Annotated in this window: 23 protein-coding genes and 1 tRNA gene; 9 read left to right on the forward strand and 15 right to left on the reverse strand. The window is 72.2% G+C overall.

Annotated features, from left to right (window positions below; all coding sequences use genetic code 11):
* Positions 1–8: 8 nt before the first annotated feature.
* From AB0469_RS32735 to AB0469_RS32755, 5 genes are read right to left on the reverse strand one after another with little or no spacing between them, the layout of a single operon-like run.
* Positions 9–1,487: an APC family permease gene (locus AB0469_RS32735; RefSeq protein ID WP_366455113.1), complete on the reverse strand. Its 1,479-nt coding sequence runs from the start codon at positions 1,485–1,487 to the stop codon at positions 9–11.
* 5 nt (positions 1,488–1,492) lie between these two features.
* The gene (locus tag AB0469_RS32740; RefSeq protein ID WP_366455114.1) at positions 1,493–2,476 is read right to left on the reverse strand and encodes a VlmB-like protein; all 984 of its coding nucleotides are present in this window, start codon (positions 2,474–2,476) and stop codon (positions 1,493–1,495) included.
* The gene (locus tag AB0469_RS32745) at positions 2,473–3,066 is read right to left on the reverse strand and encodes a flavin reductase family protein (protein WP_366455115.1); all 594 of its coding nucleotides are present in this window, start codon (positions 3,064–3,066) and stop codon (positions 2,473–2,475) included. Before AB0469_RS32745 ends, AB0469_RS32740 begins: the two co-directional genes overlap by 4 nt.
* Positions 3,063–3,602 carry a hypothetical protein gene (locus AB0469_RS32750; RefSeq protein ID WP_366455116.1) on the reverse strand — a complete coding sequence of 180 codons (540 nt, stop codon included), beginning with the start codon at positions 3,600–3,602 and terminating at the stop codon, positions 3,063–3,065. The genes AB0469_RS32745 and AB0469_RS32750 overlap by 4 nt, the downstream gene beginning before the upstream one ends.
* Positions 3,603–3,650: 48 nt before the next feature.
* On the reverse strand, positions 3,651–4,790 hold the full coding sequence (locus AB0469_RS32755) for an acyl-CoA dehydrogenase family protein (RefSeq protein ID WP_366455117.1): 1,140 nt from the start codon (positions 4,788–4,790) through the stop codon (positions 3,651–3,653).
* Between the two features lie 257 nt (positions 4,791–5,047).
* Between AB0469_RS32755 and AB0469_RS32760 the strand changes: the two genes are divergently transcribed.
* The 4 genes from AB0469_RS32760 (at position 5,048) to AB0469_RS32775 (ending at position 7,232) form a co-directional block, all read left to right on the forward strand.
* Positions 5,048–6,061, forward strand: a complete 1,014-nt coding sequence (locus AB0469_RS32760) for a DUF2156 domain-containing protein (RefSeq protein ID WP_366455118.1) — start codon at positions 5,048–5,050, stop codon at positions 6,059–6,061.
* Positions 6,062–6,075: 14 nt separating this feature from the next.
* On the forward strand, positions 6,076–6,228 hold the full coding sequence (locus AB0469_RS32765) for a hypothetical protein (RefSeq protein ID WP_366455119.1): 153 nt from the start codon (positions 6,076–6,078) through the stop codon (positions 6,226–6,228).
* Between the two features lie 154 nt (positions 6,229–6,382).
* Positions 6,383–6,694 (forward strand): peptidase inhibitor family I36 protein, encoded by a 312-nt coding sequence (locus tag AB0469_RS32770; protein ID WP_366455120.1) that lies wholly within the window; start codon positions 6,383–6,385, stop codon positions 6,692–6,694.
* A gap of 94 nt (positions 6,695–6,788) precedes the next feature.
* Positions 6,789–7,232 carry a hypothetical protein gene (locus tag AB0469_RS32775; protein ID WP_366455121.1) on the forward strand — a complete coding sequence of 148 codons (444 nt, stop codon included), beginning with the start codon at positions 6,789–6,791 and terminating at the stop codon, positions 7,230–7,232.
* A gap of 56 nt (positions 7,233–7,288) precedes the next feature.
* Here AB0469_RS32775 and AB0469_RS32780 read toward each other — a convergent pair whose 3' ends face one another.
* From AB0469_RS32780 to AB0469_RS32790, 3 genes are all read right to left on the reverse strand, one after another.
* On the reverse strand, positions 7,289–7,945 hold the full coding sequence (locus AB0469_RS32780) for a hypothetical protein (RefSeq protein ID WP_366455122.1): 657 nt from the start codon (positions 7,943–7,945) through the stop codon (positions 7,289–7,291).
* A gap of 3 nt (positions 7,946–7,948) precedes the next feature.
* Entirely contained in the window at positions 7,949–9,040 is a 1,092-nt protein-coding gene (locus tag AB0469_RS32785; RefSeq protein ID WP_366455123.1) for an iron-containing redox enzyme family protein, read from the reverse strand.
* Positions 9,041–9,302: 262 nt separating this feature from the next.
* Positions 9,303–9,387: transfer RNA gene (locus AB0469_RS32790), tRNA-Lys, on the reverse strand.
* A 178-nt stretch (positions 9,388–9,565) separates the two neighbouring features.
* On the opposite strand from AB0469_RS32790, the gene AB0469_RS32795 reads away from it, so the two are divergent.
* Positions 9,566–9,997 (forward strand): hypothetical protein, encoded by a 432-nt coding sequence (locus AB0469_RS32795; RefSeq protein ID WP_366455124.1) that lies wholly within the window; start codon positions 9,566–9,568, stop codon positions 9,995–9,997.
* Between the two features lie 63 nt (positions 9,998–10,060).
* Here the strand turns inward: AB0469_RS32795 and AB0469_RS32800 are convergent, their stop codons facing one another.
* Complete coding sequence (locus AB0469_RS32800) at positions 10,061–10,417, reverse strand: nuclear transport factor 2 family protein (protein ID WP_079432288.1); 357 nt, start codon at positions 10,415–10,417, stop codon at positions 10,061–10,063.
* A 297-nt stretch (positions 10,418–10,714) separates the two neighbouring features.
* On the opposite strand from AB0469_RS32800, the gene AB0469_RS32805 reads away from it, so the two are divergent.
* On the forward strand, positions 10,715–11,995 hold the full coding sequence (locus AB0469_RS32805) for an aminotransferase class V-fold PLP-dependent enzyme (protein ID WP_366455126.1): 1,281 nt from the start codon (positions 10,715–10,717) through the stop codon (positions 11,993–11,995).
* Between the two features lie 118 nt (positions 11,996–12,113).
* On the opposite strand, the gene AB0469_RS32810 is transcribed toward AB0469_RS32805, so the two are convergent.
* Together AB0469_RS32810 and AB0469_RS32815 are read right to left on the reverse strand one after the other, a co-directional pair.
* The gene (locus AB0469_RS32810; protein ID WP_366455127.1) at positions 12,114–12,620 is read right to left on the reverse strand and encodes a GNAT family N-acetyltransferase; all 507 of its coding nucleotides are present in this window, start codon (positions 12,618–12,620) and stop codon (positions 12,114–12,116) included.
* Positions 12,611–13,846: a helix-turn-helix transcriptional regulator gene (locus AB0469_RS32815; RefSeq protein ID WP_366455128.1), complete on the reverse strand. Its 1,236-nt coding sequence runs from the start codon at positions 13,844–13,846 to the stop codon at positions 12,611–12,613. The genes AB0469_RS32810 and AB0469_RS32815 overlap by 10 nt, the downstream gene beginning before the upstream one ends.
* Before the next feature lie 201 nt (positions 13,847–14,047).
* Between AB0469_RS32815 and AB0469_RS32820 the strand changes: the two genes are divergently transcribed.
* Both AB0469_RS32820 and AB0469_RS32825 read left to right on the forward strand, forming a co-directional pair.
* Complete coding sequence (locus AB0469_RS32820; RefSeq protein WP_366455129.1) at positions 14,048–14,212, forward strand: hypothetical protein; 165 nt, start codon at positions 14,048–14,050, stop codon at positions 14,210–14,212.
* The gene (locus AB0469_RS32825) at positions 14,205–14,444 is read left to right on the forward strand and encodes a hypothetical protein (protein ID WP_366455130.1); all 240 of its coding nucleotides are present in this window, start codon (positions 14,205–14,207) and stop codon (positions 14,442–14,444) included. The genes AB0469_RS32820 and AB0469_RS32825 overlap by 8 nt, the downstream gene beginning before the upstream one ends.
* A gap of 22 nt (positions 14,445–14,466) precedes the next feature.
* On the opposite strand, the gene AB0469_RS32830 is transcribed toward AB0469_RS32825, so the two are convergent.
* The 4 genes from AB0469_RS32830 to AB0469_RS32845 all read right to left on the reverse strand — a co-directional run bounded on the left by AB0469_RS32830 (position 14,467) and on the right by AB0469_RS32845 (position 19,776).
* On the reverse strand, positions 14,467–15,102 hold the full coding sequence (locus AB0469_RS32830) for a glyoxalase (protein ID WP_366455131.1): 636 nt from the start codon (positions 15,100–15,102) through the stop codon (positions 14,467–14,469).
* Positions 15,103–15,177: 75 nt separating this feature from the next.
* Positions 15,178–16,887 carry a nitrite/sulfite reductase gene (locus tag AB0469_RS32835; protein ID WP_366455132.1) on the reverse strand — a complete coding sequence of 570 codons (1,710 nt, stop codon included), beginning with the start codon at positions 16,885–16,887 and terminating at the stop codon, positions 15,178–15,180.
* Between the two features lie 31 nt (positions 16,888–16,918).
* The gene (locus AB0469_RS32840; protein ID WP_366455133.1) at positions 16,919–18,097 is read right to left on the reverse strand and encodes a hypothetical protein; all 1,179 of its coding nucleotides are present in this window, start codon (positions 18,095–18,097) and stop codon (positions 16,919–16,921) included.
* Entirely contained in the window at positions 18,094–19,776 is a 1,683-nt protein-coding gene (locus tag AB0469_RS32845) for a hypothetical protein (protein ID WP_366455135.1), read from the reverse strand. The genes AB0469_RS32840 and AB0469_RS32845 overlap by 4 nt, the downstream gene beginning before the upstream one ends.
* 366 nt (positions 19,777–20,142) lie before the next feature.
* On the opposite strand from AB0469_RS32845, the gene AB0469_RS32850 reads away from it, so the two are divergent.
* Positions 20,143–20,672, forward strand: a 530-nt coding sequence (locus tag AB0469_RS32850) for a phosphoadenylyl-sulfate reductase (RefSeq protein ID WP_366455136.1), incomplete at its 3' end; no start/stop codon positions are given.

Below are 20,672 nucleotides of genomic sequence, written 5' to 3' on the forward strand. Positions count from 1 at the left end.
CGGTCTCGTTACGGGATGTCCTGCGGCTGCGGTACGTCGTGCGCGGCGGTGGCGACGGCCCGGTACCGCTCGGGCGCGCGGGCCCGCAGCCAGCCCGCGTACCCGAGCCCGCCGAGCGCGGCGGCGACCATCAGCCACGGGATCCGGTTGACCCACGCGGAGTCGGTACCGGTGACCAGCGCGAAGTTGTCCAGCAGCAGCCACAGCGCGCCCGCCAGCCCGGCCAGGGCCAGCGCCGGCGCCAGCCGGGTCCGCCACCAGTGGGCGTCGGGGTGCCGGCGGAAGAAGACCAGCACCGCCACCGCCACCGCCGCCTGGAGGGCGACGATCCCGACGGTGCCCAGGGCCAGCATGGTCGTCGCCAGGGTGGTGTACGGGTGCGCGCCCGCGAGCGCGAACACGCCGCAGACGAGGGCCGTGGCCACCGACAGCACCACGCTCGCCCGGTGCGGGGAGGCGTGCCGCGGGTGCACCCGCGCCAGCGAGCCCGGCAGCACCCGCTCGCGGCCCAGGACGAACAGGTAGCGGTTCGCGGCCGTGTGCAGCCCCAGCAGCGCCCCGAACAGGCTGGTGCACAGCAGGACCTGCATCACCCCGGTCGCGAAGCCGCCGAGGTAGTCGTCCGACAGCCGGAAGAACAGGTCGCCCAGCTCCCGCTGCGCCGTGCCGGCCACCCGGTCCGCGCCGACCGCCCCGACGGCCGCCCAGCTGATCAGCGCGAAGAACACGGTGATCAGCACGACGGACGCGTACGTGGCGACGGGCACGCTGCGCCTGGGGTCGCGGCTCTCCTCGCCGTACAGCGCGGCCGCCTCGAAGCCCACGTACGAGATCAGGGCGAACATCAGCGCCACCCCGAGCCCGGGGGTCAGCACGGTGCCGGGCGCGAACGCCGCGGCGGGCAGCGTGTCCGCCCCGTGCCGCACGCCGATGGCCAGCGCCAGCAGGCCCAGCACCGCCACCTCGGCGATCATCAGCACGGCCAGCAGACGGGCGCTGAGGTCGATCCGCCGGTAGCCCATCACGGCGGCCAGGGCCAGCGCCCCGCCGGTCCACACCGGCCAGGGCACCGGCAGGCCGTGCGCGGCGGAGACCAGTTCGGCGAAGTACCCGAAGGCCCCGGCCACGCCCGCGACGGCCGCCGTGTAGGCGACGACGGCCGTCAGCCCGCCCGCGACGGCCAGGGGCCGGCCGAGCCCCTGGCCGATGTACGTGTAGAAGCCGCCCGCGCCCACCACGTGCCGGCTCATCGCCGCGTACCCGACGGAGAAGCAGAGCAGTATCAGCCCGGCGAGCGCGAAGGTGGCCGGCACCCCCGCCCCGTTGCCGATGGCGTAGGCGAGGGGCACCGAGCCCACCACCCCGGACATCGGGGCCGCGGCGGCGACCACCAGGAAGACGATCCGGGGGGTGGTCAGGGTCCGGCGCAGCCCGGGCGAGGCGGCGGGGGCCGGCCGCTCCGTTCTCGCGGGAATCGTGGAGGTCACCGGGACTACCTCGGGTGGGTGCGGATCAGGTCGACGGCCTCCGGGATGCCCATGTACGGCAGCCGCACCTCGGCCATGTCGTCCGTCCACCGCTCGGCGAGGTCGTAGCGCTCCTTCGGGGTGGTCTCCAGCAGCCTGCAGCCGGGGAACACCTCGTAGTCCTTCAGCAGCTCGGCGTGGGCGAACATGCCCTGCTGGAACAGCTCCTCGCGCTCCAGCACGAACTCCTCCGACGGCAGCTCGTCCCACAGCTGCCGGCCGCGCCGGATCAGCTCGATCAGCCGGGGCCGGTACGAGGGGTTGCGCGCGAGGTGGTCGCGGACGATCGAGCTGCCGACGGTCAGGTGGCGGATCTCGTCGATGGACGCCCCGCGGGCGATCTCGGCGGCCGCCGGGTCGAGCAGCGTCCACTTGCGCTCGCTGAGCTCGGCGGCCGGCGCCAGCACGCCCTCGATGACGATGGTGAACACCGCGACGGCGCCGATGAAGTCGCCCTCGTCGCGCACGACGGTGGTGGCGAACTCGGCGATCGGGTTCAGCACGCGCCGCGTGTAGTCGGTGCCCTGTTCCCTGATGAACTCCAGCAGCCCCGCCTCGGGCACCCCGAGGTCGACCAGGTGCTTGCGGAAGATCATCGCGTGCCGGGCCTCGTCGACCACCTGGGTGGTGAAGAACTCCTGCTCGACGACGCCGGGCGCGCCGATGACGTAGTGGGACAGCACGTTCACGGCGCGGGACTCGGCCAGCGACCGGTTGCCCAGCTCCAGTACGAGCGCCTCGCGCAGCGGACCCTCCTCGCGCATGTGCGCGGGGGTGACGGCGTCGTGCCCGGCCTCGGCCCGCCCGCGCAGGGTCCCCTGGGCTACGGCCGACAGCCAGTACCCCAGGTCGCACTCCTCGGCGGTCAGGGTCATCTCCTGGGCGCCGTCGAGCAGGTTGGGCGCGCGGTCCCAGTCGGCCTCGACGGGGATCTGCGGAAGGGTGGTCATGACGCAACCTCACTGGGAGAAGCGGGAACGGAGACGGAAGCGGCGGGGGTGACGCAGGCGCTGTGCATGCGGCCGGCGAAGCTGAGCATCGGGGAGTCGACGGTGTGCGAGCCGCCCGTGACCTCGGCGAGGAGCATGTCGTGGTCGCCGACCTGGTGCCAGCCCAGGACCCGGCAGGCCATGTGCGCGAGGCTGCCGCCGATCAGCGGGGCCCCGGTGAGCGGGTCGGTGGACCAGTCGAAGCCCTCGAACTGGGCGTCGCCGAGCGGGCGCTGCGGGTTGGCGAAGCGGCGGGCGACGTCCTGCTGGGCCGAGCCGAGGACGTTCACCGAGAAGCGGCCGGCCCGGCGGACCATCGACGCGAACGTCGAGGTGGGCCGCAGACAGGCGCCCAGGACCAGGGGGTCGCGGGAGAGGGTGACCACGGCGCTGGCGGTGGTGCCGTGCCGGACGCCGCCCTGGCTGACGGTCAGCACCGTCACGCTCGACGCCAGCCGGCGCAGGGCCAGGCGGGCCGCGTCGGGGTCCTCGTACCCCTCGGCGGACGCCGACGGCGAGCGGTCCGTCAGCCAGGCGGGATAGCGGCTCACCGGTTCACCCCGACGGCCGGAGCGGAGACGCCCGTGGCGGCGAGGGTCGCGGGGTGCTCCTCGTACGGCAGCGGGACCGGGCCGTCGGTGGCCGAGCGGCGCTTGAGCATGGCCGTGAGCTGGTGCACCAGCGGGGTGTCCTCCGGCTCGAAGGGCAGCCCGAACGGCTTGAGGAAGTTGCCGAAGACGCCCCGGTCGCCGAAGACGTGGAACGGCAGGGCCAGCAGCGCCCACTCGGGCCCGATCAGCCACATCCACAGCAGGCCGACGGCGGCCACGCTGAGCAGGCTGTGCATCGAGTTGTACAGGACGTAGAACGCCTTGTGGATCTGCTTGTCCGCGCTGCGCCGGTAGGCGATCGCGCCCGGGATGTAGCCGATCAGGTCGATGTACAGGAACAGGCCGATCGCCGCGAACCAGTTGATGTCCGTGAAGTGCCACAGGATGAACCCGATCGTCACGGCGAACGCGACCAGGTACTCCAGGCGGTGCAGGTTGAAGGTGACCGGCGATTCCACCGGGTTCTTGATGTCCATGAGGGGTGTCCTTACTGCGGGCGGGCCGCGCGACGGGATGCCGGTGGATCAGGACAGGCGCAGCGGGCCGCCGGCGAAGTACTCGGCCAGCTCCGCGGCCACGCTCGCGCGCGACGGCGGGTGGAAGGCCAGGGCGCGGACCGCGGAGGCCAGGTAGGCCACGTCACCCGAACGGATGTAGGCCATCCCGCCGAGCATCTCCACGGCCTGGTCGACGGTCTGGGACAGCAGGTCCTGCGTGGCGTAGCGGGCGGTCAGCACCGCCGCCACCGCCTCGTCGCCCTCGGTGCCGTCCTCCAGCGAGCGGGCCGCGCCCTCCACGAGGGAGACCGCCGCGTCCATCCGGACCGCCAGCTGCGCCCGCTCCGAGGCGCTGCCCCGCCCGCCCGCCAGCACCTGCGCCACCAGGGTGGACGCGGCGCCGACGTACGAGGAGGTGGCGAGGAGCTCGAACCAGGTGAACCCGGCCGTCTGGAGGTCGTCGAGCCGGTCGGCGTCCTCGGGGGTGCTGTGGATGACGAGGTCCTCGGGGACCTCCACGTCGGTGAGCCGGACCTCGTGGCTCTGCGAGGCCGCCAGCACCGGGGTGGCCCAGAACGGCCGGGTCTCCACACCGGGGGAGGAGGCCGGGATCAGCATCAGCGCCAGGGCGGAGCGCCCGTCCTCCTCCGTCACCTGCACGCTGGCCGTCAGCACGTCCATCGAACCGGAGAGGCTGCACGGCTTCTTCGCGCCGTTGACCCGGTAGCCGCCCGGGGTGCGCTCGGCGACGACGGAGGGCGCGAGGATGTTCTGGTCGGTCCGCCCCTCGGCCCAGCCGGACGCCAGCAGCAGTCCGTCGGAGGCCACCGCGGACATCAGCTTCAGCTGGGCCGGCGTCAGCCGGTCGGCGGCCTCCGCCAGCCGGAACAGCATCGCCACCGTGAAGTGGTGCATCGTCGTGGCCACGCCCAGCGAGGGCGAGACGGAGGCGATCGCCCGCTGCACCCGGACCGCCTCCAGCGGACCGGCGGCCGCACCGCCGTACGCGGCCGGCACGAGCAGCCCGGGCCCGCCGTGCTTGCGGTACAGCTCCAGCACCGGGCTGTCCGCGCCCTCCCGGGCGGTGAGCGGCAGCTCTTCGAGTGCGTCGAGAAGACCTGCGTGGAATTGTTCGCAGATCCCGCGCGCTGTCGTCAGGGAACGCATCGCCGTGTTCTCCTCGGGCTCTCTCGGGCTCTCTGGGATTTCGCGTCCGGATCTTCGGGATTCCCGTCGGTCCGAAAGTCGAATATGCATGGGAGAGTCTTCCAGTCGCCATCTGACTGAGGCCTGACGCCCATCTGACCAGCGGTTTTGCCTGACCCTCCCCTGACGGGCGGCTGACCGCGGGCGGCTGTGGCCTTGTGGGGCCCGGCGGCCCGTGCCATAAGTAGCGGTAGTGCTGCCGCGAGAATGGATTTCACATGACCGGAACGATTCTGGAGACGGATGTCGCGCTCGACGCCATCCGGCAGTACGCGGACGCCGGAAATCCGAGCGCGTATTTCGCCTTCAGTGACGGGAACAGCTATTTCCGGCTCCCGGACGGGCCCGGGGTGATCGTCTACCGGCCCGTCGGCCGCTACCTCGTCCAGTTCGGCGGCCCCTTCGCCCCCTTCGCGCCCGCCGGCCCGGACGGCCCCCGCGCCCGCCTGCTGGCCGCGTTCAGGGACTTCGCCGCCGAGCAGGGCCGCGAGATCGTGTCCGTACAGCTCCAGGGCGCGGACGCCGACGTCTACGTCGACCAGGGCTTCACGGTGAACCAGATGGGTGCCTCGTACGCCGTCGACCTGGAGGCCTTCACCCTGGCCGGCACGAAGTTCATGCAGCTGCGCAACAAGATCTCCCGGGCCCTGCGCAGCGGCCTGGAGATCAAGGAAGTCCCCTACGAGGACCACGCCGGGCAGATCGAGGAGCTGGACGCCGCCTGGCTCTCCACCAAGGGCGAGGGCGTCAAACCGCTGGAGTTCCTCGTCGGCCAGACCGGCGGCCGCTACCAGCACCTGCGCCGGCTCTTCGCCGCCGTCCGCGACGGCGAACTGATCGGCTACGTCTCCTACGCCCCGGTGTACGGGCCGCAGCCGGGCTGGATGCACGACCTGAGCCGCCGGCAGCCCGACTCCCCGCCCGGGGTGATGGAGGCCCTCAACAAGGCCGCGATCGACGTGTTCACGGCAGAGGGGACCCGCTGGCTGCACTTCGGGTTCACCCCCTTCACCTCCCTGACGGCCCCGCAGTTCCCGGGCCACAGCCTGGGCTTCCACTGGTTCATGGAGCACCTGTGGGAGCACGGCGCGCACATCTACCCGGCGCGCACGCAGCTGGAGTACAAGCAGAAGTGGGCGCCCTCCGCCGTACTGCCGGAGTACATCGCCTTCCAGCACGGCGCGAGCCTGCCCGCGCTGGTCCACGTCTTCCGCGCCTGCAACGCGGTCTGAGAGGGAGGCAGACGATGACGACGCCCGAGGAGATCCGGACCCAGGGCCTGCTGGTCGTGGACCGCTTCCAGGCCTGCGCGGCCGCCCCCGACGACCTGGAGGCCGCCCGCCTCTGCGACGAGGACCTCACCCGCCTGGACACCATGCTCCGCACGGCGGGGGAGTAGCCCCACCGCGCAGGGTCTGGAGGACGACAGCGGGGCCGGCCCAGGGGCAGGGCAACGGGGAACAGCAGCGGGAGCAGGGCGAGCGGGCGGCCAAGGCCGGCCGCGCCACGCTCAAGCCGCAGGTCGAGGACGCGGCGCGCAGCCCGTCGCGGCCGTGGACGGCGACGGGACGCCGACCTGCGGGTTCGGGTGGACCTGCCTGTGGCAGGACGCCGGCTGGTACGGCCGCAAGCTCCAGTGGTCCGCGGACGGTTCGAAGAACCTCGGCGACTGGAGCTTCCGCGACAAGGCCTCGTCCACCTGCAACAACGACGAGATCGGCGGGATGGGCCTGTACGACTGGCGCACCGGGATGCCGGACCCGGAGATCATCACCGCCCTCGGCTACTGCCTGAAGAACCTGCACGTCTACGGCTACCCGTACGGCGGCAACTGGGGCGACAAGGCCGACGAGCTCGTCATGTGACGTCCCGATTGCGGCTGTCATCGCGCCCCCGTACGGATACCGTGCGGGGGCGCGCTCGTCCGGATCCGCCCGCCCGTCACCGGAAGGCCCCCCGATGCCCGTGCCCGCACGCCACGCCGCCGCTCTCGTCCTGGCCGCCCTGCTGGGCGCCGCCGGATGCTCCGTGACCTCGACCCCGGAGTCCGGGACGGGGATCCCCGCACACCTGCCCGCGCCCGATCCCCACGGGGCCTACACGCCGGAGGACGCGGCCCGGGCCGCCGCGTTCGCCGAGTGGGCCGGGGGGACCGCACACCCCGACTGGGCCGGAGCGGTCGCCCGGGTCAAGGCGGTGCAGGTGGTGGAGGCGGGCGACGAGCAGCACATCCACCTCCACACCACGCTGCCCCGGGCCGAGGGCGGGAGCCCGCCCGCCGGGACGGCGGAGGTGCTCGCCGCGTACGGGGAGTGGCCGCAGCGGCCCGCCGGGGCGGTGCTGGTCGGCGTCTTCGACGGCGACGGCCGACGGGTGGGAAGCGCCGGAGTCGCTCCGCGGTGACGGGCCACGCGGAGGCGGGGAAGCCGGGGTGGATCCCCGTCCTCCCCGCCTCGCGATCAGCGCAGTGCCGGGCGGGTGGTGATCAGGGTGCCGGCCGGGCCGCGGACCAGCATCGGGCGGCGGCGCAGGGCCGGCTGCGGGCCGGAGGGGCGCAGGACGTGCGCGACCAGCAGGTCCTGTACGGCCGGGCCGTCGGGGCCGGCCGTCAGCTCGTGGCCGTCGTACGCGACCACCCGCCGGTCGAACAGCAGCCCCTGACCCGGAGCCGGCTCCGCCTCCAGCAGGGGCACGCGCGGGCCGGTGCCGTACAGCCGGGACCGGCCCGTCCCGCCCCCGTCCCGCCCGACCACCGCCACGAGCGCGAACTCGCAGGCGTCCGGCACCGGTCCGGGAAGCCGCACCGGGACCGTCGCCCCTGCGGGCGCCACGGTCCGTACCCGGTGCAGCTCGATCAGCCGGTCGGCGTGGACGTCCAGCCACGGCCCGCACAGGGCCCGCCGCAGCAGGGCGCAGAGCCCGGCCGCGAGCCCCCGGTCGGCGGCACCGCCCGGGGCGCCGGCCGGGGCGGCGGGCCGGAACAGCCAGTCGTCGTCCGCCGTCCAGGACATCCGCAGCCGCAGGCCCGGCTGCGGCGGGCCGGTGAAGCCGGCCGCGACCGCCCCCGGCACGGGGTCCAGACCGACCAGCGCGAAGCCGCGCTCCCGCAGGGACACGGCTCAGCCCGCGGCGACGGGCGTGCGCTCGGCGGAGAGCCGGGCCAGGTCCAGGCGCTCGTCGAGGTGGCGGGCGGAGGAGTTGGCGCGCCACAGCGCGCCGCGGGCGATGCCCCGGCGCATGTAGGCGGTGTCGGCGCTCGGGATGACCACGTTGTGGAACCAGCCCGCCGCGTGCTGCGAGTCGATGGTGATGTGCAGCCGGTGGTAGGTGATGCCGACCTCGGGCAGGCCGAGGCGCTCCCAGGCGCGGACGACGTTGCGGAACCGGTCGGGGGCCAGCCACTCGGTCATCCCGAGGAAGCCGACCGCCTCCGGGTACAGGTGCCGGTAGCGGCACAGCAGCACCGCGAGGTTGCCGGAGTGCAGGTCGGTGGTGGTCATGGCGGCCTCGAGGTCCTCGTTGCGGACGTCGAAGACCTCGTAGATCTTGTTGAAGAGGTGGGTGTGCACGGCCTCCGGGTCGCCGTTGCCCATCTCGTCCCAGTAGTTGGCGGCGATCTCCATCTTGCTGGCGCCGGCCGTGCCGATCTGCATCATCGCGAGGAAGTCGTCGAAACGGCCGTCGATCAGGGACTCCTGGATGACGTACGTGCGCAGGTCCGCCTCGCGCGCCTCGCGGTTGATGAAGTCCGTGTAGTAGGGGTGCTTGAATGCGCGGTGCTTGCGGACCAGTCCCTTCAGCCAGGACAGGAACGCCTTGGGCTCGGTCGGCGCGGACTCCAGCAGACCGGGCTCCAGGTGGGCGTCCTCGGCGGCCAGGGTGGCGTTCTCCAGCAGGCGGGTGACCTCGTGCAGCAGCACCGAGCCCTCGGCGCTCGGCCGGTCGGGGATCTGCATCACGGTCTGGTAGATGCGCGAGAGCAGGAGCTGCTGGTGGTAGTGGGCGTCCTCGCGGGCGGGGCCGGCCACGGCCGCCGCGTTCAGGTCGGTGACGGCCTCGACGATACGGGCGCGCTCGCCCAGGAACTTGGCGTCGATCTCGTCGGCGTCGATGGTCAGCCAGGACGAGATCTCGTCCACGAGCGCGGCGGCGTCCGTCCTGCGGAGCACGGGAACGGTGTGGTGGTCGCTGCTGGGCAACTGCGTCTCCATGTCTGTCGGGGTCGCTCGGGAAAGCGACGCCTGTTCGGGTCGCGCCGGGCTGGGGAAGGGAACGTGCGGATCCGTCGACGGGACCCCCGGACGGGAGGGGCCGGAAGGGGCCGGAAAGGGCCGGATACGGTCGCCCCGCGGGTCCGGGGAGGACGAGACGGGCGCGTGGGGAGGCCCTGTCGGGCGGTCCGGGCGCCGCATGCCAAAGACACGCGCATCCCTGGTATCGGATCGGGATGCGCGTGCCTGGGATGAGCACCTGCGGAGAGGGCAGGATTCGAACCTGCGTGGGCAGAGCCCGTCCGGCGAAGAGCCGGACCCCATTCGGCCGCTTTGGGTACCTCTCCTTCGGCCTTTCTTGTGCCATCAGCTTGGCATGCGGCGGCTGACACGGGGCTGATGGATATCTGAGACGGGAATTCCCCCGCCGGCCCCGAGCGGTCAGGGGCCCATCAGCGCCGGCTGGGATAGTGAGGGGCGGTCGATCCCGACCTGATCCCGACTTCACGTACACAGGGAGTTCCCGTGGCCGCCGAGACCGCCGCCGAGACCGCCGCCGAGACCGTCGCCGAAACCACCGCCGAGACCGCCAAAATCGCTGTTTCCCGCCTCTACAACGACGAGAACGGCGAATCGCATTTCATCGACGAGACCCTGGAGGTGACGGCCCTCAATTTCGCCCCGCCGGCGCCGTCGCTCTTCGTCTCCGACGGCATACCGGCCAAGCAGGCCGTGTACCTGTACATCCCGGCGGGGTGGTTCGGCGACTTCCACCCGGCCCCGCGCCGCCAGATCATGACCCTGGTCAGCGGGAAGATGGAGTGCGGCGTCAGTGACGGCACCTGGCGCACCTTCGTCCCCGGCAACACCCAGCTGGTCGAGGACACGGTGGGCAAGGGCCACGCGACGAAGGCCCTGGAGGACTGCGTGATGATCGTCTCCCAGCTGGCGGACTGACGTCCCGTCACCACGCGTGAACGGCCCGGGCCTTCAAGGCCCGGGCCCTTCTGCTTTCCGCTGTCAGCCCTTGACGTAGCCGAAGCTCTCGACGAGCTTTCCGCCCTCCAGGCGGTGCACGTTCACCCCGCGGACGAAGTCCTTCGGACCGCCGCCCCAGCGCAGCGTCCAGCGGCAGACGGAGCGCTCGCCGGCCACCCAGACGTCCTCCACCTCGAAGGTCATGTGCTCGTTGCCCGCGATCGCGGTCCAGAACTGAAGACATTCGTCATAACCGACGTGCTTGGTGCCGTCGGGGGCCGGTCCGGAGTTCTCCAGCCGGCAGTTCTCGCCGAGGATGTCCTTCAGCAGGCCGGGGTCGTGCAGCTGGAATGCCTGGTTGAACTGTTCGATAACCTTGCGGGTCTGCTCGTCGGACATCGGAACTCCTCACGTCTCATGACTCTGCACGGATGGTGGACCGTCGGACCGGTCGGACTGACCGCGCCGGCCGGGCCACAGGAGAAAGTAATACAGTCCAACGGCTCCCTGTCCAAGCCTTTGGAAGTTCCGGCCATTTGAGTCAGTCGCACGTCAGTGCCAGCCGCCTAGCTTTGTACTATGACCACAGCAGACGGTGCACCTCTCGCATTGGCCTATCAGCAGGCCATCGAATATCTGGCGGGTCTCGCCGATCGGCCGGTGGGTGCCACTGCCGGCTCCGAACAATTGCTGAAAATGTTCGGTGGCCCGCTGCCCGCCGGCCCGGCCGACCCGGCCGAGACCATCGGGGTCATCGGCCGCGCCGTCGCCGAGGGGGGCATCCCCACCGCCAACGGCCCCCGCTACTTCGGGTACGTCACCGGCGGCACCCTGCCCGTCGCGATCGCCACCGACTGGCTCGTCGCGGCCTACGACCAGACCGCCAGCCTCTACAACCTCTCCCCGGCCGTCGCCGTGGCCGAGGACGTCGCCGCCCAGTGGGTCCTGGAGCTCCTGGGCCTGCCCGCGCACGCCTCCGTCGGCTTCCCCACCGGCTGCACGATGGCCCACCTGACCTCGCTCGCGGCCGCCCGCCACAAGCTCCTCGCCGAGGCCGGCTGGGACGTGGAGCGCGAAGGCCTGGGCGGCGCCCCCGACGTGGCCATCGTCGCGGGCGCCCAGCACCACATGACCATCGACCTCGCCGCCCGCTACCTCGGCTTCGGCACCGCCCGCATCCGCAACGTCCCCGTCGACTCCAAGGGCCGCATGATCCCCGCCGAGCTGGAGCGCACCCTTGCCGGCCTCACCGGCCCGGTGATCGTCTGCGCCCAGATCGGCGACGTCAACTCCGGCGCCATCGACCCCGTCGGCGAGATCTGCGACATCGCCCACCGCCACGGCGCCTGGGTCCACGTCGACGGCGCCTTCGGCCTGTGGGCCGCGGCCAGCCCGAAGCTCCGCCCCCTCGTCGACGGCGTGGAACGGGCCGACTCCTGGGCCCTCGACGCCCACAAGTGGCTCAACGTCCCCTACGACTGCGGCATCGTCGTCATCGCCCACCCCGAGGCCCACCGGGCGGCCATGCTCAACGAGCGCGCCGGCTACCTCCCGCCGGGCACCGACGGCGAACGCGACGCCATCGAGTGGGTCCCCGACTTCTCCCGCCGCGCCCGCAGCCTCCCCGTCTGGGCCGCCCTGCGCACCCTCGGCCGCGAGGGCGTGGCCGAACTGGTCGAACGCTGCTGCGACCACGTCCGCCACTTCGCGGAGCGCCTGTCGGGCGTTCCCGGGGTGGAACTCCTCAACGACGTCGTCCTCAACCAGCTCCTGGTCCGCTTCGGCGACGACGACGAGACCACCCGCCGGGTCATCGCCCGCATCCAGCGCAGCGGCACCTGCTGGTTCGGCGGCACGCTGTGGGAGGGCCGGGCGGCGATGCGCGTCTCGGTCGTCAACTGGCGCACGACGCGCGAGGACGTGGACCGCAGCGCGGACGTCATCCTCGATTCCCTCGCCGCAGAACTGACCCCCTGACCCCTCCGCCACCCCCCACCCCCCGGCCGGCCCCGACCCCCGGGGGGGGGGTGGGGGGCGCGTGTCAGACCTCGTCGGCGGTCATGCCGCAGAGAGGGACGGCTTGCCAGGGCCAAGGTCAGGGCAGATCCCGGACCATGACCGCGTAGAGGGGCGAGTCGTCGGAGGGTTTGGCCTCGTCGCGCTTCTCATAGCCCCACCTCTCGTACAGAGCCCGCACCTTCGTGTGGGTGGAGTCCACGAGGAGCGTCGCGAAGTCCACCTCGACGGACCGGACCAGCGCGTCGTGGATCCGCTGGGCCCTCCCGGTGCCCTGCCACCGGGGCACCACCATCAGCTCGGACAGCGCGAAGATCCGCCCGCGCACGCCGTCGGGCCGATCGGCCCCCTTCCACCACCCACCGGGCTTGAACTGCGACCCGTACGCGTACCCGACCGGGCTGCCGTCCTCCCACCCCGAGACACACGTCCAGTCCTCGCGCCCCGACCACAGGTCGACGAAGTGGGAGAACCGCTCGCGCGAGTGGAAGGGGTCGGGATCCTCCGCGTACACCTGGTCGTGAACGTCCAGGAGCAAGGAGCGGACGTTTTGCGCGTCTGCGTGCGCGTACCACTTCAGGTCCATCGTCGTGACTCCTCGATCCAGCTCACGACCTCGGGCTCCTTCGTTCCCGTGGCCTGGATGACTTGGCGTGTTATGGCAAGCGTGTTTGCCGTACGCTGCGACCCGGAATCCGGCGGCAGCATCCCGTACGCGCGTCGTCCTGTTGCACAGGCCAGCTCCACCTCGCCCTGCCGCGCCTGCGCCAGTGACAGGTGCGCCGTATACAGGGCCTTGTTGCGGATCATTCCTGACGGAATCGCGGCGAGGGTGCGGTGAAGGCAGGACTCGGCCCGGTCATGCTGCCCGAGTGCCGTCCAGACGTACGAGGACAGGGCGTCGAACTCGGACCGGCTGTAGAACGAGATCCAACTCGACGAGTCTTCTCTCGGTGCGAGCGCGAACGTCTTGGCGGCGAGGTCCAGCGCCCTCGTCGACTCCGCAGGCTGACGCAGCCGGGCCAGAGCATTCGCGCGCCGCATGTGCCCGAGCGAGGCGTACAGCGGGTCGCGCCGGGCCACCGACGAACGCTTCATCACCTCCGCGCCGGCCGCTGCCTCGGCGTGGTTCTCCCGCTGGCTGGAGGTGAGCATCAGGTGATCCCAGACCCGGTACATGCTCTCGGCATCACGTGCGAGCCCTGCCAGGGTGAATGCGTGGTCGAGATGAGTCCGGGCTCGTTGCGGCGCGCTCGCGTCGATGGCAGCGAAGGCCGCCAGGCAGGTCACTTCCGAGGCGAGACGGTACAACTGGCGCTGAATGCGTTCCGAGGCGCCGCCGCCCGCAAGAGAGGACTGAATCCGCGTAGCCAGTTCGACCGCCCTGTGCTCGACACTCCGTGCTCCGCCGAGCTGTGAATCGTCGTGTAGAAGCCGGGTGTACTCCAGGTGGAACCTGTTCGTGTCCAGCTGGCCCAGCCGCAAGCGTCGTGTCGCGCCAGCAGCGGCTGTCCCGGTTGCTGCGACAAGGAAGGTTCGACGGTGCACTGGATCCTCCGCTGGTGCGGCAGTACGTGGTGGGTCGAACCCTGAGTCCCGGGTGGGGCATCCGAAAACCGCTTCCAGTGCAGCACATGTACGGCCGATTGGTCGCCTCGTGGCGCCGTTCAACAGGTTCCGCACGGTCCGTGCGGACACCTCACCCGGACGTCCTGTGATCTCCAGCAGAGCGATGTTCATCTGAGCTGCCAACTCGTCCTGTGTGAGGCCGAGATCGAGCATCTTCTGCTTCAAGGCGGCGTTGACTGCCATGACACCGGAACGTAGCTCGATCCTCACTCTCCGCACCAGGGGGGTCGCAAAGCGCATGCAAAGTCTTCCGGTCGTATGGTGCGCCGCGGATGGGCAGCCTTCCTGTTCCTTGCAGGTTGCGGGCCTTTGACTGGTGCCAGCTGCCAGGGGCGAGTGCGTCCCTGGCCGACCGACCACTTGCTGATGACGGTAGGAGCGGCCTTGCCCAGTTCATTTCCGCGCGACGTACTGAGCGTGGACACCCCCGGCAGCCCGGGTACCGGCACCGCCCCGCTGCCCCCGCCCGGCGCCGATCTGCTCGACCGGGCGCTCGTCGGGTGGGAGCGGTTCCTTCTGGGGGTCTTCGCGGAGGCGTCGGATGAGTGAGTGCTACGAGTACGTGCCGCACAGGCTGCTCCGCACGCGCGTCCGGGACATCGCGTCCGGGGTGGAGGGGGTGCTGATGGCCGTGGTCAACGAGAACGTCTCGGACACCGGCATCGAGCAGTGGGCGGAGCTCGCGTACATCCGCGGGCCGTCCGGCCGTGAGTTCACCACCGCCGTCGCCGACGTCGAACCCGCCTGGTCGTGCCTTCGGCCGCCGCGGGGTACAGGGTGACGGACCCGCCTGAGGACGGCGGCTACGCAGCGGCGGGCTCCCACAGGAAGCCGTCCGGGTCGGTGAAGGAGTCGGTGGTGCTGCCGAGGACGACGCGGTGCGAGCCCGTGCCGTCGACGGGGACGCCGAGGTCCTTGGCCAGGGCGCGGCGCTTGTAGAGGGCGAGCTTGACGGGGGTGGTGGGGCCGGCGGCGAATTCGACGTACTTGCTGCCGAAGCTCTTGGCGACCGTCAAGCCCCGGTCCGTGTAGAACTGCCTGGTGGTCTTGACCGCCTCGACGCCGAGGAGGAGGACGATCTCGTCGATCCGGCCGGTGTCGGGGGCGGTGTTCTTCTTTTCCGAGGTGGCGATCTTCCAGATCGTGCCGTCCGGGGCCCGGACGACGCCGCCGTAGCCCCACAGGGACTTCGTGGCGGGCTTGAGGACGGTGGCGCCGGCGTCGACGGCAGCGGTGAAGAAGCCGTCGACGGTGGCCGGGTTGGCGACCGTGAGGCCCAGGGTGAAGCCGCGGAATCCGGTGGTGTGGGCCTCGGACGGCCGCAGGCGGACGTGGGCGCCGACGCCGAAGGCGCTGTAGAAGCGGCGGGCGGCTTCGACGTCGGCCACCTCGAGGGTGACGGAGGCGAGGGACGTGGTGGTGGAGGCGGTGGTTTCCATGTCCCTCACGCTACGGGCGGCACGGCGGACCGGGCTTCTCGATTCCTGATCGGTTGCCCGCCCCCGTCCGGGGGCCTACTGCAGGTCCGACTCCTCGCAGCGGGCCACCCAGGAGGCGAAGGGTTCCTCGGGGGACGTGCGGCCCGCCAGGTAGGCGCGGGTGAGGCGTTCCACGTAGTCCGGGAGGTCCGCCGCCGTGGTCTTCAGGCCGCGGAGCTTCTTGCCGAAGCCGCCCTCCTGGTCCGCGGCGAGGCTCAGGCTGCCGCCCAGGTGGATCTGGAAGCCCTCCACCTGGCGGCCGTCCTCGTCCGCCACCAGCTGGCCCTTCAGGCCGATGTCGGCGACCTGTGTGCGGGCGCAGGAGTTGGGGCAGCCGTTGAGGTTGATGTTGAGGTCGGGGAGGTCCGGTTCGCCCGACAGGCGCTTCTCCAGTTCCGCGACGAGGGTTGCCGCCCGCTCCTTCGTCTCGACGATCGCCAGCTTGCAGTACTCGATCCCCGTGCAGGCCATCGTGTTGCGCCGCCAGGGCGAGGGGCGGGCCTGGAGGCCGATCTCCGCCAGGTCGGTGATCAGGGGCTCCGGGTCGGCGACGTCCAGGACCAGGAGCTTCTGGTACGGGGTCAGACGCACCCGGCCGCTGCCGTGGGTCTCCGCGAGGTCGGCCAGGGCCGCCAGCCCGGTGCCCGAGAGGCGGCCGGCGACCGGGGCGGCGCCCACGTACGACAGGCCGTCGTTCTGCGGGTGGACGCCGATGTGGTCGATCGGGGCCGGAGGGAGCGCGGGGGCCGGGCCGTCGAGGAGCGGGCGGCCCAGGTACTCCTCCTCCAGGATCCGGCGGAACTTCTCCACGCCCCAGTCGGCCACCAGGAACTTCAGCCGGGCCCGGCCGCGCAGCCGCCGGTAGCCGTAGTCGCGGAAGAGGCGGGCCACCGCCGCCCACACGTCGGGGACGTCGGCGAGGGGGACCCACACCCCCACGTGCTGCGCCAGGATCGGGACGGTGGACAGGCCGCCGCCCACCCACATGCCGAAGCCGGGCCCGTGCTCGGGGTGGACCGCGCCCAGGAAGGCCAGGTCGTTGATCTCGTACGGGACGTCCGGCAGCCAGGACACCGCCGACTTGTACTTGCGCGGCAGGTTGGAGAGGGACGGGTCGCCGACGTACCGGGCTGCGATCTCCCGTACGGCCGGGGTCGCGTCGAGCACCTCGTCCGCGCCGACCCCCGCCACCGGGCTGCCGACGATGACGCGCGGGCAGTCCCCGCACGCCTCGGTCGTCGACAGGCCGACCTCCTCCAGCCGCCGCCAGATCGCCGGCACGTCCTCGATCCGGATCCAGTGGAACTGCACGTTCTGGCGGTCCGTGATGTCCGCGGTGTTGCGGGCGAAGCGCATCGAGACGTCGGCGATCGCCCGCAGCTGGGCGGCGTCGAGGGTGCCGCCGTCGCTGCGCACCCGCATCATGAAGTGCTCGTCCTCCAGCTCCTCCGGGGCGAGCGAGCCGGTCTTCCCGCCGTCGATGCCGGGCTTGCGCTGGGTGTACAGCCCCCACCAGCGCATACGGCCGCGCAGGTCGTCGGGGTCGATGCTCGCGAAGCCCTCGCGGGAGTAGACCCGCTCGATTCGCTCCCGGACGAGCAGGGGGTCCTCGACCGCCTTGAACTCCTCGTTGGCGTTGAGGGGGTCGTACTCGCCCAGTGCCCACTGGCCCTCCGGGCGCCTGGCGGCGGCGGGGCGCGCGGATCTGGCGGTCCGGACCGGCGGCGCGGCGACTGTTTCCGTCATGGTCCTGCTCCTTGTCGGGGAGGGTGGGTCGTCAGGTGGTGCCGAGGGCCGCTACCGGGACGACCATCCCGCTGGGCAGCCAGTTCGCGGACGCGCCGTGGTGGTGGCCCCCGGCCGCCGCGGGCCCGCCACTGCCGGGGACGTACAGCACGGCGGCGGCGTACAGCTTCGCGGGCGCCGGGCCCGCCGTGCCGCGCGCCGCACGCCAGGCCTCGTACCCGGCGGCGGTCGGCACCTCGCCGGGGAGGCGCTCGCCCAGCGCGGCCGCGTACTCCACCGCGGCCGGGCTGCTCGGGGCGTAGCGCAGCGGAATGAGCTGGCCCGCGCTCGGCGAGAGCAGCGGCGCGGTCAGCAGCCAGGGCGCCAGGTAGGTGCCCTCGGCGGCGGTGCGGCCGACCTCGACGTCGTGGACGGCGGCGTCCGCGCCCGCCCAGCCGGAGGTGACGACCAGCGGGCGGCGGGAGGAGGCGTCGGGGGCGGTGACGGAGATCCCCGCGCGGGCGGCGGCGGTACGCACCTCGGCGGCCGCGGCCCGGCCGCGCGGCGAGTCGTCCTCGACGAGGGAGACGGCCCGGGTGCCGCGTCCGGCGAGGAAGGCGACGGTCTCCCGCAGCGCGGCCGCGTCCGCCGCCGCCAGGGCGTCGGACGGGCAGCCGGCCGGCGGCTCCGCGCGGCCGCCGAGCACCGATCCGGCGGCGGCGCTCGCGCACTCCGGCCCGTCGGCGCCCCGCAGCGCGGCCGGGGCGGGGGCGGCCCCCGCGCGGCCGGTGTCCACGGAGAGCGGGGCGACGGCCCCGCCGGCGGAGACCCACACCCGTCCGGGTCCGGCCGGCAGTTCGACCGGGACCCAGGTCAGCGCCGACCCGGGCCGGGGGCCGCCCTTGGCGAGGCGGTCCCGGACGGTTCCGGCGGAGGCGCCGGGGGCGGCGACGGCCACCAGGTTGTACCCGGGCCGGTTCGGCACCACCAGCACCGGCACCCGCTGCCCGCCGAGGCCGACCGAGCCCAGCACCGGTCCGCCGGCCGCCGGGACCGCCGCCCCGCCCCCCGGCGCGCCCAGGCTCCCGGCCAGGGCCGCGCACACCGCCGCCGCGGCGAAGTACGCCGTGGCGGCGGAGCGGCGGGCGAGCAGCCGCGTCCGCAGGAGCAGCAGCACGCCGAGCGCCAGGGCGGCGGTCAAGGCGACCGCCGCCACGAGGACTGCGTTCACCGCCGGACGACGCTGTCGCTGACCACGAACAGCACGCCGTGCGGCTGCGCGTCGCCGTAGTCGCCGTGCGGCCAGGAGGCCCGGTTGAAGCCGACGCACGGCTTGCCGTTGTTCTCGTCGCGGAAGGACCGGTCGAGGGTCACCCGGCCGCGCCGGTCGACGTCGAACATGCACACCCGGTGGTCGCCGCCGCCGCCGAAGGACCCGGCGACGAAGTAGTTGGCCACCGCGATCCGGCTGACCTGCGTGGTCTCCCGGTAGACGCCGTCGGCGCCGCGCTTGAAGTTGTCCATGGCGCCCCAGTGCGGGCCGCCGGAGCTGACGTCGCGGATCGGGACGGTGCTCACCAGCTCCGGGCAGTCCCGCTCCCGTCCGCCGCGGCTCGCCTCCGCGAGCTCGTCGACGGAGCACTTCGCGCCGTCGCCGGCCGCGAGCAGCTTCTGGATGTCCAGGACGTAGATCATGCCCGTCGTCTGGTCCAGCGGCTTGCCGTAGGGCACCGACTGGCCCATCACCGTGTGGAAGAGGAACCGGTCGTCGGGGCTGACGGCCAGCCAGCTGCCGTTGTCGCCGCTGCCGGTGACGTCCTTGTCGCCCTGGAAGGTCCGGTAGGCGGTCGTGTCGTCGAAGACCTCCTTCCACTGCGGGGCGGGCGCGGTGATGTCCGGGGTGTAGAAGACGGCGCCGCCGGCCATCGAGGAGACGAACGCGCCCTTGTGGCCCGGCCGGTTGGTCAGCGCGGTCTCCATGACCACGCGGGACTCCCGGAAGAAGGCCCGCTGCTCCTGCGCGCCGCGCGGCCCGTCGGCGACCTTGGACACCGACTTCAGCACGGGGTCGTCGCGGTTGGCGATGTCGAAGACCCGGACGGTCTGGCGGGCCAGGTTCTCCTTCAGCGCCGAGTCCGGCGTCATGAAGTTGCGGGCCTCGGCGAAGTCGCTGGCCACCATGACGTTCAGGTCCTCGCGGACCGCGATGCCGTGCGGGTTGGCGCAGGTCGCGGCCGGCAGCGCCGGGACGTTGCCGCACTGCGCCGGGTCCTCGCCGGCCTCGGTGGCGGCCGGGATCTCGGCGAGGGTCCGGCCGTCCTGGCCGATCCGGACGATCTCGCCGGGCGAGCCGGCGGCGCCGTTGCCGACCCGCACCTGGCCGTTGGTGTAGGTGCAGGGGCCGGTGACGTTCGGGCCGCCCATGTACGTGCCGTACGCGGTGCCGTCGCCCAGCACCTGGTAGGCGTCGGGCAGGGTGCCGCAGGGGGTGTCGGCCGCGGTGTTGACCCCGGCGATGGTCAGCGCGGGCAGGGCCTTCGCGTCGAAGACGAAGGTGGTGTCGCTCATGATGCCGCCGGCGTAGATCCGGTCGCCCTTGTGCCACACGTACTGCATGTGGTGCGGCTCGTTGCCGTTGCCCGGGCCGACGGTCACGGTGTTGGCGACCTTGCCGTACGTGGGGGAGCCCGGGGTCGCGTCGACGACGGTCAGGAAGTCCGGCGCGGGCTGCTTGGCCGGGCCGGCCCAGACCAGCATCCACTGCCGGCCCGGCCCCCCGGCGGGGGCCACCAGGTGGTTGGTCGCCGAGTAGGTGACGCCGTCCGAGCCCTGGAAGGTGGAGGTCCAGGTCTCCGGCGTGCCGGCGGCGGCGGGTTCCGCCGCGGTGAGCATGGAGGCGGTGAGTCCCACCGCCGACAGACAGAGTGCGAGGCGGCGTATCAGCCTTCCTCGGCGCGGTCCTTGCAGGCTCATTTCTCCGCGTGCCCTCTCCGGGGATATCGGACAGAATGTGGGGGGAATCGACGGCGCTATTTCCGGTCACTGTCGCACAAGGGCGCTGGCGGTCCGCTGATGAGTCGCTTACCGCGCCCTGACCGTGCTCCGCAAAACCCCAGAAATCATAGAAACGTGCTGGTCAGCGACGCAGAGTGACTGGTTCGTCCGGAAAATACCCCCGATCAGCGGACCGTCAGTGCTTTATGTGTCGACATTGCTAATCTCGGCTCAGGAAATTCCTGACCGGTTCGCCGCGTTCCCCTTTTAAGGAGCCGCCGGGTGACGACGATCCAGGCACACGGAGATAGGAAAGAGCTGGCCGAGCGGGTGGGCCGGGAGCTGGAGGACGCCTCCGCACTGGAGATCCTCACCTGGGCCGCCGACACCTTCGGTGAGAGGTTCTGCGTGACCTCCTCGATGGAGGACGCGGTGGTCGCCCACCTCGCCTCGCGGGTCATGCCGGGGGTGGACGTGGTCTTCCTCGACACCGGCTACCACTTCGAGGAGACGATCGGCACCCGTGACGCGGTCGAGGCCGTGATGGACGTCAACCTCCTCACGCTCAGGCCGCGCCGGACGGTCGCCGAGCAGGACGCCGAGTACGGCCCGAGGCTCCACGACCGCGACCCGGACCTGTGCTGCGCCCTGCGCAAGGTCCAGCCGCTGGAAGAGGGCCTGGCCGGCTATGACGCGTGGGCGACGGGTCTGCGCCGTGACGAGTCCCCGACCCGGGCGAACACGCCGGTGGTCGGCTGGGACGAGAAGCGGCGGAAGGTCAAGGTGTCGCCGATCGCCCGCTGGACCCAGGA

Source organism: Streptomyces sp. NPDC093801 (assembly GCF_040701585.1).
In the GTDB taxonomy this organism is placed as follows: Bacteria; Actinomycetota; Actinomycetes; order Streptomycetales; family Streptomycetaceae; genus Streptomyces.